At 68.1% G+C, this 13203-nt stretch carries 12 protein-coding genes; 8 read left to right on the top strand and 4 right to left on the bottom strand.

Translation table 11 applies throughout. The annotated features are described in order from the left end of the window. Positions 1 to 109: 109 nt before the first annotated feature. Both FPY90_RS10715 and FPY90_RS10710 read left to right on the top strand, forming a co-directional pair. Positions 110 to 1480, top strand: a complete 1371-nt coding sequence (locus FPY90_RS10715; protein ID WP_498680884.1) for an FAD-dependent oxidoreductase — start codon at positions 110 to 112, stop codon at positions 1478 to 1480. Between the two features lie 64 nt (positions 1481 to 1544). Beyond that, positions 1545 to 1934, top strand: a complete 390-nt coding sequence (locus FPY90_RS10710; protein ID WP_071214046.1) for a hypothetical protein — start codon at positions 1545 to 1547, stop codon at positions 1932 to 1934. Here the strand turns inward: FPY90_RS10710 and FPY90_RS10705 are convergent, their stop codons facing one another. The 4 genes from FPY90_RS10705 to FPY90_RS10690 all read right to left on the bottom strand — a co-directional run bounded on the left by FPY90_RS10705 (position 1935) and on the right by FPY90_RS10690 (position 6312). Then, on the bottom strand, positions 1935 to 2912 hold the full coding sequence (locus FPY90_RS10705) for a PQQ-dependent sugar dehydrogenase (protein WP_498680882.1): 978 nt from the start codon (positions 2910 to 2912) through the stop codon (positions 1935 to 1937). A gap of 274 nt (positions 2913 to 3186) precedes the next feature. Then, the gene (locus tag FPY90_RS10700) at positions 3187 to 4092 is read right to left on the bottom strand and encodes a glycine betaine ABC transporter substrate-binding protein (RefSeq protein WP_071214044.1); all 906 of its coding nucleotides are present in this window, start codon (positions 4090 to 4092) and stop codon (positions 3187 to 3189) included. A gap of 58 nt (positions 4093 to 4150) precedes the next feature. Then, a complete protein-coding gene (locus FPY90_RS10695; protein WP_071214043.1) occupies positions 4151 to 4996 on the bottom strand; it encodes an ABC transporter permease in 846 nt (281 codons plus the stop codon). Beyond that, entirely contained in the window at positions 4996 to 6312 is a 1317-nt protein-coding gene (locus tag FPY90_RS10690) for a quaternary amine ABC transporter ATP-binding protein (protein ID WP_286135300.1), read from the bottom strand. The genes FPY90_RS10695 and FPY90_RS10690 overlap by 1 nt, the downstream gene beginning before the upstream one ends. Positions 6313 to 6840: 528 nt before the next feature. On the opposite strand from FPY90_RS10690, the gene FPY90_RS10685 reads away from it, so the two are divergent. From FPY90_RS10685 to bioD, 6 genes are all read left to right on the top strand, one after another. Continuing rightward, entirely contained in the window at positions 6841 to 7179 is a 339-nt protein-coding gene (locus FPY90_RS10685) for a bifunctional 3-phenylpropionate/cinnamic acid dioxygenase ferredoxin subunit (protein ID WP_071214042.1), read from the top strand. A 259-nt stretch (positions 7180 to 7438) separates the two neighbouring features. Next, positions 7439 to 8674 carry a biotin synthase BioB gene (bioB, locus tag FPY90_RS10680; RefSeq protein ID WP_498680880.1) on the top strand — a complete coding sequence of 412 codons (1236 nt, stop codon included), beginning with the start codon at positions 7439 to 7441 and terminating at the stop codon, positions 8672 to 8674. Beyond that, the gene (gene bioA, locus FPY90_RS10675; RefSeq protein WP_498685481.1) at positions 8671 to 10047 is read left to right on the top strand and encodes an adenosylmethionine--8-amino-7-oxononanoate transaminase; all 1377 of its coding nucleotides are present in this window, start codon (positions 8671 to 8673) and stop codon (positions 10045 to 10047) included. The genes bioB and bioA overlap by 4 nt, the downstream gene beginning before the upstream one ends. Further along, positions 10031 to 11245 (top strand): aminotransferase class I/II-fold pyridoxal phosphate-dependent enzyme, encoded by a 1215-nt coding sequence (locus FPY90_RS10670; RefSeq protein WP_498685480.1) that lies wholly within the window; start codon positions 10031 to 10033, stop codon positions 11243 to 11245. The genes bioA and FPY90_RS10670 overlap by 17 nt, the downstream gene beginning before the upstream one ends. Next, entirely contained in the window at positions 11242 to 12414 is a 1173-nt protein-coding gene (locus FPY90_RS10665; protein WP_498685479.1) for a cytochrome P450, read from the top strand. Before FPY90_RS10670 ends, FPY90_RS10665 begins: the two co-directional genes overlap by 4 nt. Further along, positions 12411 to 13196 (top strand): dethiobiotin synthase, encoded by a 786-nt coding sequence (gene bioD / locus FPY90_RS10660; RefSeq protein ID WP_498685477.1) that lies wholly within the window; start codon positions 12411 to 12413, stop codon positions 13194 to 13196. Before FPY90_RS10665 ends, bioD begins: the two co-directional genes overlap by 4 nt. The last annotated feature ends 7 nt before the right edge of the window (positions 13197 to 13203 follow it).

Genomic DNA, 13203 nt, shown 5'->3' with positions numbered 1-13203 from the left:
CGTTTCAACGGGTTGCCTGTGAAGAACCCTGGTTTCTTGACCGCCCGCACCGCGGCGGAGCACACTCGAGTCTAGTCAACACGATAATTCCCGAAGCAAGGACGGCTTGATGGAACACGAACTGGATCTGATTGTCATCGGCTGGGGCAAGGGCGGAAAGACCCTGGCCGGGACCATGGCCCGCGCCGGGCAACGCGTGGCCATCGTCGAGGCCTCGGACCGGATGTATGGCGGCACCTGCATCAACATCGGCTGCGTTCCCACCAAGGCCCTGATCCACGACGCGGAGACCCGCACCGGCAACGGGTTCGATCCCGGCTACTTCGACACGGCCGTGCAGCGCCGGGACAAGCTCACCGCCGCCATGCGGGCCAAGAACTTCTCCATGCTCGATGACCTTGATTCGGTCATGACCATCACCGGGCGGGCCGCCTTCATCGGCCCGCGCCGCATCAGGATCCAGGCCGGCGACGAGACCCTGGAGCTGGGCGCCAAACGGATCATCATCAACACCGGAGCCGTGCCGCAGGTCCCGGACCTCGGCGGCGTGCGCATCGGCGGGCGGATCCACGACTCCACGACGCTGCAGCACGCGCCGTTGCCCAAATCCCTGGTGGTGGTCGGCGGCGGATACGTCGGCACGGAGTTCGCATCCATGTTCGCGCACTTCGGATCGAAGGTCACGGTGCTGGATCGCGGGCCCCGGGCGCTGAAAAAGGAAGACGAAGACGTGGCCGCCGAGGTCATCGGCGCGCTTGGGGATGTGGGCGTCGAGGTCCGCACCGGCGCCAGCGTGCAGGGCATCGGACAGGACGCCGGCAGCGCCCGGGTTTCCTACGTGCAAGACGGCCAGACACACGAGATCGAGGCCGACGCCGTACTCATCGCCCTGGGCCGCACCCCGGCCACCGACGGGTTGGACCTGGCCTCCGCGGGAATCGAGCGCACGGATTCCGGGGCCATCAAGGTGGACGAGCACCTCCGCACGACCGCCGAGGGCGTGTACGCGCTGGGCGACGTGAACGGCGGACCCCAGTTCACCTACGTTTCCCTGGATGACAACAGGATCGTCGCCGATGCGATCCTGGGCGCCGGAACACGTTCCACCGCCGACCGCGTGGCGGTTCCCTCCACCATCTTCACCACCCCGCCGTTGGCGCGCGTCGGGCTCAGCGAGGAGGCGGCCCGTGCCCGGGGACTGGACATCAAGGTCGCCGTCAAGAAGGTCGCCGAGATCGCCGCGATGCCGCGGCCCAAGATTGTGGGCGATCCCCGCGGCATCATCAAGTTCGTGGTCGATGCCAACACGGACCTGGTCCTTGGCGCTGCCCTGATGCATGTGGATTCGCAGGAGGTCATCAACCTGGTCGCCCTGGCCATGCGCCAGGGCGTCACCTCGGCCACGCTGCGCGATTCGATCTTCACGCACCCCTCGTCCACCGAGGCGCTGAACGAGGTGCTCGGGACCTTCAGCAGGTAGGTCCGCCGGGTTGCGTCGGCAACCCGATACTGTGCCGGGAAGCTCCAGACCATAAGATGGGAACGTGCAAGACCTGCTGACCAGCCTGGGCCCGGCACTCGACCTCATTGGGTGGGTGGCGCTGATTGCCGCGGCCGGATTCTATGGCTTCGCGTTGGCCGAACGCCGCCGGGATGCAGGATGGAAGACCGCCGACTATGAGATTGCGGTGCTCGAGGGCCAGGAATGCCTGGTCTTCCACACCTCCGACGGCACCGTCCGCAGCGAACTGCTGGTGCTGGAAAGCCCCCGGGCGCCCGACGGCCACGCCCTGGTGTATTACCGGGACGACAAGACCGGCTCCTGGCAGCTGGAAAAGCCCCGTTCACAGGTGCGCTTCCTGTACTGGACCGCCGCGGCACTGGTGGCCGGCTTCATCCTCAGCAAGGTCTTGGGCATCGTTGCCCACCTGTAACTAGGCGACGGGAAGCTCAAGGGCGATGATCCTCGAGTCCTCGCCCTCGTTGGTCGCCACCCACAATTCATCCCCGACCACCAGCACATCGCGCAGCCGGCCTTCCTGGCCGGACAGCAAGGCACGGGCTCCCGGCAGTGTTCCGCCGGCGGGCGGATCACCGTTCGGCAGCGGCAACTCCCACAGCCTCTCTCCGCGCAGGCAGGCCACATAGGCAATGTCCCCGGCAACGGCCAGCGCACTCGGTGAGGCGTCGGCGGGGCTGGGCCACACATGGATCGGGTTGACGAAACGCGCGTCGTGGGCCACCCCTGTGGCCTCCGGCCACCCGTAGTTCTTGCCAGGCTCGATCAGGTTCACCTCGTCGTTCTTCTCCGGGCCCAGCTCACTGGCCCACAGCCTGCCCCTCGAATCCCAGCCGAGCCCCTGGACATTGCGGTGCCCGTAGGAATAGACCGGGGAACCGGCAAAGGGGTTGGCCCCGGGGATGCTTCCGTCGGGATTGATGCGCAGGATCTTGCCGTTGAGCCGGGACGGGTCCTGGGCCGCCTCCTGGTCGGTGGCGTCCCCGGTGCCGATGTAGAGCAGGCCGTCCGGGCCCTTCTTGAGGCGCCCGCCGTTGTGGATGTTGGCCCGGGGGATGCCGGTGAGGATGTCTTCGGCAGGTCCGACGCCGGAGCCGCGCAACTCCAGGCGCACCACACGGTTGTCGGTTTCGGTGCCCAGATAGGCGTAGAGCCATTCAGCCTCGCCGGATGCGGCGATGATCTCGAGCCCCAGCAGCCCCGCTTCGCCACCGGCGACCACCTGGGGCAGATGCACCAGGGGCGCGAGGACGCCGTCGGGGGAGAGCGCCAGGATCCGGGCGGTGTCGCGCTCGGAGACCAGGATGCGCCCGTCCGCGGTGCGGACCAAGGACCAGGGTGTGTCAAGGCCGCTGGCCTTGAGCATTCGCCGGGGATCTGTGCCGGTGGGCACGGGGCCGGGCGTGGCCGTACCGATGGGATTTTGCGGACGGGAACATCCGGCCACGGCGGCCAGGCCGAGGGCTCCGCCAAGGGCCAATACCGTGCGGCGATCCATCCGGGGGCCGGCCACAGGCCAATGAGCCGTCATGGCCCGAGTCTAGTGCCCACCTTAGGCCGCGCGGAAGGACCGGACGGAGACGGCGAAGGGCCCGGGCCTTCCAAGGACACCGCGGTGTTGGGCGGTGTCCCGGACGGCCCGGGCCCCTGGAGCAGGTGCTGCGCGGCTACTTCTTCGCGGTCAGCGAATCGACCCATTCCTGGTTTTCGCCGATCCACTTCTCGACGATCGGACCGTAGTCCTGGGTTTCGTCCTGGTTGAACATGGCGTTTTCCAGGGAGAAGAGCTTCTCGTCATCCATCTTGAAGTCCTTCATCCAGCCCGCAACGGTGGGGAAGTCGTCCTTGAAGGTCAGGCTGCCGTAGGTGCTGATGTGCTCGGCTGCACCCAAGGCGCCCTTGGGGTCTTCGAGGTCCTTGATCGGGAACGCGTCATAGGCCCAGTGCGGACGCCACAGCGTCACCGCGATGTTGTCCCCGTCGGTGGTTGCCTTCTTCAGCTGGGTCAGCATTGCCGTGGTCGAGGATGTCACGAATTCCATCTTGTCCAGGCCGTATTCCGGGATGACACGGTCCTTCATGGCGGCGGTCAACCCCGCACCCGGGTCGATGCCCACGATTCGGTTGTCGAACATGTCGGCCTTGCTGGCGAGCTCGTCCAGGGACGTGATGTCGGCGTCCTTGTTCACGGCCACTGTCAGCTTGGCGTTTTCGTTCCAGGTGCCCAGTTCCTGCATCTTGTCGCCGTACTTTTCCAGGTACGTTTTGTGGGTGTCCGGAAGCCAGACATCCATGGTCATGTCGAAGTCGCCGGTGGTGATGCCCGTGAAGACCGGTGCCGCATCGGCGGTGGTCAATGTGACATCGTAGCCTTCCTTGTCGAGGATGCTCTTCCACAGGTTGGACACGGCAATGCCTTCGTCCCAGCCGGCGAACACGCCAATTGTCAGTTCCTTCTTGTCTCCGCCCGGTGAGCCAGAGGCTTCCGATCCGGCGTCGCCGGATCCGCAGGCGGTCAGGGCCAGTGCCGAGGCGGCAGCCAGGGCCATGAATGATACGAGTTTCTTCTTCATGAAATTTGCCTTTCTTGATGGTCCCCAACTTCGCGGGAGCCGCAAAATGGGGAACTGGTTACGCTGGGACGTGCTTCTTGACGTGGGTCAGCGAAGCGGTGATGCGATCGAGGAAGATCGCCAGGATGACAACGGCGAGGCCGGATTCCACACCGAGCGGCGTGTTCAACCCGGTCAGGGCCGAGTAGACCGCGCCACCGAGGCCGCCGGCACCCACCATGCCGGCAATGACGACCATCGACAGGGAGAGCATGATGATCTGGTTGATGCCCGCCATGATGGTGGGCATCGCCAGCGGGATCTGGATCTGGCGCAGGATGCGCATGGGCGAAGCGCCAAAGGCCTGGCCGGCCTCGACCACTTCACTGTCCACGGAGCGGATGCCCAGTTCCGTGAAACGGGCGCCTGGCGCCAGGGCAAACACGATGGTCGCCACGATGCCGGGAACCGGTCCGATGCCCAGCAACAAAAGCACCGGAATCAGGTAGACGAAGGCCGGCATGGTCTGAAGGAAGTCCATGACAGGCTTGACGACGCTGGAGACGGCCGTGGACTTGGCTGCGGCTATTCCCAAAGGCACGGAGATGATCACTGCCACCAGGGAGGCCACGAGTACCAGGGCCAGCGAATCCATGGCGTTGTCCCATTGGTTCATGCCGTAGATCAGCAGGAACCCGATGATGGTGCCCAAGGACAGTTTCCAGCCCTTGAGCCAGAAGGCCAGAGCCGCGAGAACGACGATGATGGCCCAGAAGGGAGGGGTGGACAGGACCCAGTCCAGTCCGTTGTAGAACTCGGCGAAGAAGGCCTTGACGCCGTCGAAAAAAGCGCCGAGGTTGGCGATGATCCAGTCGAGGGCTGTTTCCGCCCATTTGCCGACGGGAATCCGGAACAAGTCGTCCATTAGAGAGTGCCTCCCTCTTCACCGGATGGCTCCTGGGTGAAAATACCTGGTTTCTGGCTGCCGTCGTCGCTTCCGGCGGTTTGGCCCGGCTCGAGGATCTCCATGGAGCTGGTGGTGGACGGCACGTTGCCCAAGGCCGCCAACAACGTTGCCCGGGCCACGGCACCGACCAGCCGTCCCTGCTCATCGACGACCGGTAGGGGGGTGTTGCTTTCCACTGCGCGGCCAAAGAGGTCGTTGAGCGCGGTGTCGGCGGAAATTGCGTCCTCGGTCCGGGTCAGGATCTCGGTGAGGTCCGATCCGCCGCGGTCGGCAAGGGCCTGGGTCTCACGGTCGGTGACGATGCCGCGGAAGTTGCGGTTGCGGTCGATGACAAACGCGCCGGAGGTCAGCTGCCCACGCATGGTCAACAGGGCAGCGCGTGCTCCGCCGCTGATCGAAACGACTGCGCGCGGATTCTCCATGACAGCGCCGGCCGTGAGCACGCGGGTGCGGTCCACGTCGCGGACGAAGGATGCCACGTAGTCGTTGGCGGGGGAGGTGAGGATCTCGTCGGGGGTGCCGATCTGCACGATTTCCCCGTCGCGCATCACCGCGATGCGGTCCCCGAGGAACATAGCCTCGTTCAGGTCGTGAGTGATGAAGATGATGGTCTTGCCCAGGTCCGCCTGCAGGGAAGCGAGTTGTTCCTGCATGTCGCGGCGGATCAGCGGGTCGAGTGCGGAGAACGCCTCGTCCATCAGCAGGATGTCGGTTTCCGAGCACAAAGCCCGGGCCAAGCCGACGCGCTGCTTCATGCCGCCGGAGAGCTGTCCGGGGTACTTGTCTCCCCAGCCGGTGAGCCCCACCGTATCGAGCATCGCGGTGGCCAGTTCGGTGCGCTTCTTCTTGTCTACGCCTTGGATCTCGAGGGCGTAGGCGGCATTTTCCAGCACGGTGCGGTGCGGGAGCAAGGCGAAGTGCTGGAACACCATCGATATGCTCTTTTGCCGAACCTCACGCAGGCGCTTGCCGGAGATCTTGGAAATGTCTATGTCGCCGATGTGGACCGAGCCGCTGGTCATGGGCCATAGGCCGTTGAGCATCCGGATCAACGTCGACTTGCCCGAGCCGGACAGTCCCATGACGACGAAGATTTCACCCGGCTTGACATCAAACGAGGCGTCAATGACGGCCGCGGTGCCCATCGCGGCCACATCCTTGCGGGTTTTGCCGTCCTTGAGGGCCTTCACCGCTTCTTGGGGTCTACGTCCGAACACCTTGTAGGCATTGGCGACACGTAGGGCCGGTGAAGCCGTCCCTGGTGCTGAGTTCATGCGAGGTTCCATCCACGTGTCGCGCAGAAGAACCGGCAACACGATTTGTGCATTCTTGTTCACGTGGCCGTTGCGCTCGGCTGGTGAGCCTCTCGCAACGGATGAGACTTAGGCCTTCACGCTAACAGCCGTCGCGGGAAAGGAGGAGGGATAAGAGGGTTTTTTCATGATTTGTGACCATGTGGATATCGATTGGCCCGCGTAATCACGGGGCAGGAACGGTGTTACGACATCGTGATACTGGCGGTGGCCGGAAATTGATTTCACATCGGTTATCGTTGCGGATGGCTGCCGTTCTTCGGCCGCCGTTCGTGATGATTGAAAAACATTATCCGTACCTTATGCGGTGTTATCCGAAGATATAAACGTATTTGGGAAATTTGGGTGCAGGATCTTCCCGGCGGACTCACTGAGCCTTGGCGGTTGGGCCGTGGGCCGAAAGGCGGGATGATGGAGCAACATCTTTTCCTATATCCATCGCTTTCGCGCAAGGCGCGGAGGCGACGGGGCACACCAGGAGGCACCCTCATGAGCGAGGCAATAAACATCGGTTCCGTCGACAGCATCGATGAAGGCGAAGCCATCGTGATTCCGTCCGAAGACAACGGCACGAAGGACGACATCGCGGTGTTCCACGCCGAGGACGGGAACTTCTATGCCATCAACGACGAGTGCACCCACGAGACCGCTTCGTTGGCCGACGGTTGGATCGAGGGCACCGAGGTGGAATGCCCGGTCCACGCGGCGAAGTTCTGCCTGAAGTCCGGCACCGCACTCTGCCTGCCGGCTACCGTGGCTGCCCGCACGCACAAGATCGAGGTCCAGGACGGGGAGCTGCTGCTTTACCCCGACACCCCGGCCGTGTAGGCACTGTGGCCCAAGGGGCCCGTCCGGTGGCGCCAGGAATTTGTTCTTGGCTCGATCTGGACGGGCCCTTGCCGTTTGCGGGCGCCGACGGAGGCATGCCGGCCAATCGCGGTGAAGCCGAGATGATTGAACGGTGTTCAATTGGCGTGTAGTGTGATCCGGGAATGATTGAACGGTGTTCAATGGGTTGTTCGGGCTGCCAACGCATGGACCTGTTGCCCTGGCACCGCCGAGAAGCGCCCGACCGGAAGGCCCCGCCATGACCACGACCGATACCATCCCCGCCCCCGCTGTACCTGCCACCACCGCCGGGATCCTGGACGCAGCAGACCTGGCCGCCCGCATCGACGCCGGCCACCGGCTCACCGCCGACGAAGCCCTCGCCGTCCTGCAGACCCAGGACCAGGACACGCTCGGGCTGGTTGCCGCGGCCGGAACCCTGCGCCGCAGGCACTTCGGCAACACCGTGAAGGTCAACTACCTGGTCAACCTCAAATCGGGGCTCTGCCCCGAGGACTGCACCTACTGCTCCCAGCGTCTGGGCTCCAAGGCCGAGATCCTCAAGTACACCTGGCTCAAGCCCGAGGAAGCGGTGCATCAGGCCGGGCTCGGCATCGCCGGCGGAGCCTCGCGCGTGTGCATGGTCGCCTCCGGCAAGGGCCCCAGCGACCGCGACGTGGACCGCGTGGCCACCATGATCGGCCAGATCAAGGACGAGCACCCGCAGGTGGAGGTCTGCGCCTGCCTGGGCATCCTCAAGGCCGGGCAGGCCCAACGGCTTGCCGCCTCCGGGGCCGATGCCTACAACCACAACCTGAACACCGCAGAGTCCCTCTACCCGGAGATCTGCTCGACCCACACCTTCGCCGAGCGCGTGGACACCGTCGGGGCGGCCAAGGACGCCGGGCTCTCCCCGTGCTCGGGGCTCATTGTGGGCATGGGCGAGACCCCCGAGCAGCTCGTCGAGGCCGTCTTCGCGCTGCGCGAGCTGGAGGCCGACTCCATCCCGGTGAACTTCCTGATGCCCTTTGACGGCACCCCGCTTGCCGGGACCTGGCACCTGACGCCGATGGCCTGCCTGCGGATCCTCTCCCTGGTCCGTCTCGCCGCCCCGGCCGCCGAGCTGCGCATGGCCGGCGGCCGCGAAATGCACCTGCGCACCCTGCAGGCCACCGCGCTGGCCGTGGCAAACTCCTTGTTCCTCGGCGACTACCTCACGTCCGAGGGCCAGGATGCGCGCCGCGACCTGGAAATGATCTCTGATGCCGGGTTCGTGATCCTGGGCCAGGAGGACACCGACCCGGCGGAGCTTGCCGCACGCCTGCGCCACCGGGCCGACGAAGCCCCTGCCGCAGCGAGCGAACCCGCCGGCTGCGGCAGTGCCTGCGGTTCCGGCTGCGGTGCGGGCGCTTCCCTGGGTTGCGGCCCGGCCCAAGGCGCCGAACCGGTGCTGCGCCGCCGCGGTGCAGGAACCGGCGAAAGCCCCAACGCATGAGCGCCGCAACGTCCTTGGTGAGCCAGGGACAGGACCTGCTGGCACGGGACGCAGGACTGCTCTGGCACCCCTACGCTTCCCTCGATGCAGGCGCCCGCTACGCGGTCACCGGTGCCAGCGGCGTGCGGCTCACCCTCGAGGACGCCAGCGGCAGCCATGAGGTCATCGACGGCATGGGCTCCTGGTGGTCGATGGTGCACGGCTACCGCAACCCGGTGCTGGATGCCGCTGCCCATGCGCAGATCGACTCGTTCAGCCACGTGATGTTCGGCGGGCTGACCCACGCCCCGGCCGTGGAACTGGCCGAGCGGCTCGTGGCCATGGCCCCGGGCGAGCTGGCCCACGTGTTCCTGGCCGATTCCGGCTCGATCTCCGTGGAGGTCTCGCTCAAGGTCGTGCTGCAATACCAGCACGCCCGCGGGCACAGCGGAAAGCAGCGCTTTGCGGCGCTGCGCGGCGGCTACCACGGGGACACCTTCGCGGCGATGGGTGTCTGCGACCCGGTGGACGGCATGCACGCCGCCTTCTCCCGGCCCGGGGCCGAACAGCTCTTCCTGCCCCGGCCGCCGGCCGCCCGGCTGACCGAGGAGGGCAGCTGGGAATTCGACGTGGTCGAATTTGCCGCCTGGGAAACCGAATCCCGCGCGCTGGCCGCGGCCCATGCCCCGGAACTGGCCGGGATCATTGCCGAGCCCGTCCTGCAGGGCGCCGGGGGCATGTACGCCTACGCCCCGGCGGCGCTGCGCGTGCTGCGCGAGATCGCCGACGCACACGACCTGCTGCTGGTGCTCGATGAGATCGCCACCGGCTTCGGGCGCACCGGGAAGCTGTTCGCCAGTGAATGGGCGGGCGTGGTGCCGGACGTGATGTGCGTGGGCAAGGCGCTGACCGGCGGCTACCTGAGCCTGGCCGCGATGCTCTGCACCCCGAAGGTCGCCGGCGCCCTGGACGGGGCGCACGGCAACGGCTCGGCGCTGCTGCACGGGCCCACGTTCATGGGCAACCCGCTGGCCTGCGCGGTGGCCAATGCCTCCCTCGAACTGCTCACCGGCGGAGGCAACCCGCGCGCCGCCGACGCACCCTGGAGCGGCCAGGTTTCCGCACTGTATGCCGGGCTGCGCGAGGCCCTCGCCCCGGCCGCCGTGTTGCCCTGCGTGAAGGACGTGCGGGTGCTGGGCGGGGTCGGCGTCATCCAGCTGCACGAGCAGGTGCGCGTGGCGGAGGTGACCGCGGCCGCGGTGCGCCACGGGGCATGGGTGCGCCCCTTCCGCGATTTGGTCTACGTGATGCCGCCCTACACCAGCGGCGCGGAGGAGATCCGGCTGCTGGGCGCCGCCCTTGTCGCGGCGGTGGACCATGTCCACGGCCCCTAGCCTTGCCCCGGCCGCCGATGCGCCCGCGGCCGTTCCGGAGGCGTGGGGAACGTGGCTGGGCGGGCGGGCACGGGTGCGCGCGGCCCGCGGGCTGCACCGGGTGGAGAGCGATCGCGGGCACCTGGTGGACCTGGCCTCCAACGACTACCTGGGCCTGGGTACGCACCCGGCGGTGCGTGCCGCCTCCGGGGAGGCCGCGGCCCGCCACGGAGCCGGTGCCGCCGCCAGCCGCGTGGCCACCGGCACCGTGGCGGTGCACAGCGCGCTCGAGGAGGCGCTGTGCGCCTACACCGGCAGGAACACCGCGCTGGTCTTTTCCAGCGGCTACACCGCCAACATCGGTGTCCTGCAGGCCCTGGGCGGACCGGGCAGCCACTTCATCCTCGACGCCCATGCCCACGCCAGCCTGATCGACGGCGCCCGCCTCTCCGGGGCCAGGGTGGCCACAGCCGCGCACAACGACCTCGACGCCGCCAGGGCGCTGCTCGAGGCGAACCGCGACTCGCCGGCACCGGCCCCGCGCGTGGCGCTGGTGCTCGAATCCCTCTATTCGGTGCTGGGGGATGCCGCCGACCTGGCCGCCGCGGATGCGCTGTGCGCCGAGTTCGGCGCGCTGCTTCTCGTCGACGAGGCCCACTCGCTGGCCGCCACGCGCAACGGCTCGGCGCTGCGTGCCGCCGGGCTGGCAGGTTCCGGGCACGTCATCGCCACCGCCACGCTCTCCAAGGCCCTGGGCTCCCAGGGCGGGGTGGTGCTGCTGGGCGGGGAAACGGCGGGGTTGCTGCGCGAGCACCTGGTGAACACCGCCCGCAGCTTCCTCTTTGACACCGCGCTGGCCCCGGCCGCGGCCGGCGCCGCACTGGCCGCCTTGGAACTGGCCGACGCGCAACTGCTGGGACGGCTGGAACGCAACGCCGCCCTTGTGCACGACACACTGTCCGCGGTGCCGCATCTTTCCGGGCGCATCGAGCGGGGCGCCGGCGCGGTGCACTCGATCACCATGGCCAACGCCGCCACCGCGGTGCGCACCGCCGCGGCCCTGCGCGCCCGCGGCATCGCCGTGGCCTGCTTCCGGCCCCCGTCCGTGCCCGACGGGGTGTCCCGGCTGCGGATCACCGCCCACGCCAACCACCACCGGCGCGAGCTGCTCGCCGCGCTGCACACCATTGCCGCCACCATCCTGGAGGAAGAATCATGAGCTGTCCCTTTGCCGGGTCCACGGCCGTTGCCCCAACGTCCGCGCCGCTGGCCACGGCCCTGCCCGGCACCTACCCCGAGGCGGTCAACAACCGCTACCGCAGCATCGAGGACCCCGCCCTGGTGCGCCGGATCCTGCAGCGCCCCGAGGATTTCACCCCGGCCAACGCCCTGGACACCGCCATCGACCTCGAACCCGCGGCCCTGCGCGTCCTGGCCGCCGAACGCTTCTTCCTGCCCCCGGTGCTGGCCAGCGCCGGCGGGGCAGCGCACCTGGCGGTCCGCCGCATCGTGGCACGCTTCTTCAGCCCCGCCAGGGTCGCCGCCCAGGCGGAGCCCATCCGGGCACGCGTGGCCGGGATCTGCGCCGCACTGGCCGCCGACTACCGCAACGGCGCCCGCGTCGACCTGGCCGCGCACCTGGCCGCGGTCATCCCGCCCGAGGTCATGGCCCGGCTCACCGGGATCCCGGTCCCGCCCGCCGCCGACCTCAAGGCCTGGAGCCTCGATTCCCTGGAGCTCTTCTGGGGCTGGCCCGACGCCGCCCGGCAGCGGGAACTTGCCGCCAGCGCCGCCGGATTCCACGCGTGGCTGCGCACCTCGGTCGCGCAGGCCGTGGCCCGCGACGACGGAAACCTCTATGCGGCGCTGCACCAAGGCGGGGTGGACCTGGACCGGATCCGCTCACTGGGCTACTTCCTGACCATTGCCGGACAGGAGACCACCGCGATGCTCATCTCCACGACGCTGGCCGCCGCGCTGCACGGGGGCCGCTGGGATTCCTGCGCGCAGGAATCCGCGGCCGCACAGCTGGTGGCCCGGTCGCTGGCGCGCGCGTCCTCGGTGCCGACCTGGCGCCGGGTGGTGCGGGCCGACATCGAGCTGGATGGTGTGCGCTTTGCCGCCGGGGAGCAGCTGGTGCTCCGGCTCTCGGGCGGTGCCCTGATGGAGGACGGGGACGATGATTCCCTGGCCTTCGGGTTCGGGATCCACCGCTGCCTCGGCGCGGGGCTGGCACGGATGGAAACCGAGGTGGTGCTGCACACCGCGGCCCGCGCGCTGCCGGGGCTCAACCCGGCCGGCGGGGAACCGGACTGGATGCACCTGCTCTCCTTCCAGTGGCCGCGTACCGTGTTCAGCTCGTGGCCGGGTGCGGGGGTGGCGGCATGATCGTCGCCGTCACCGGGACCGACACCGACGTCGGCAAGACCGTCCTCACCGCGGCCCTGGCCGCCGGAGCCCTGGATGCGGGGCATTCGGGGGCCATCTACAAGCCCGCCCAAACCGGCGTGGAACCGGGGCAGGGCGGGGATGTGCACGCGATCGGGTCCTGGCTGGGGAACCCGCCGGAGCTCACCCTGTCCGAGGGAGTGCGGCTGAAAGATCCGATGGCCCCGGTGGATGCCGCGCTGCACGCAGGGGGCCCGGCAGCCGCCGCGGCGCTGCCCACCCTGGCCGACCATCTGCGTCGCGCCCGGGCGCTGGCCAAGTGGCACGATGTGCTGCTCATCGAGGGCGCCGGCGGCCTGCTGGTGCCCTTGACCCTGGCGGGGGAAACCATCGCGGATATTGGCCGCGGGCTGGGTGCCCGGTTGGTGGTGGCCACCCGCCCGGACCTGGGGACGTTGAACCACACGGCGCTGACCCTGGAAGCCGCCGCGGCGCGCGGCTTTGCCCGCGGGGTGCTGGTGCCGGGAAGCTTCCCGGCCGACCCCACCGCACTGCAGCAGCGGAACCGGTCGAATTTGCGCGCGCTGGCCGGGCGCCACGGCTGGGCCTGGGCCGACGGCCCACCAGCCGGAGCCGTGGCCAACCCGGCGCACAGTCAGCTGATCCTGCACGCGGCGGGCCGGAAACTGGCCTCGGTGCTCGTCGAAGCGCCGTTGCACGTTGCCCCGGACACCACGGACGGCCGTCCCCGCTTTGTGGCGGAGCCCGCCCGCGCGGGATGATGGGAGG

This window comes from Arthrobacter sp. C2 (assembly GCA_024207135.1).
In the GTDB taxonomy this organism is placed as follows: domain Bacteria; phylum Actinomycetota; class Actinomycetes; order Actinomycetales; family Micrococcaceae; genus Paeniglutamicibacter.
The sequence above is the reverse complement of the archived record's forward strand: the minus strand, read 5'-3'. Positions and strand labels throughout refer to the sequence as shown.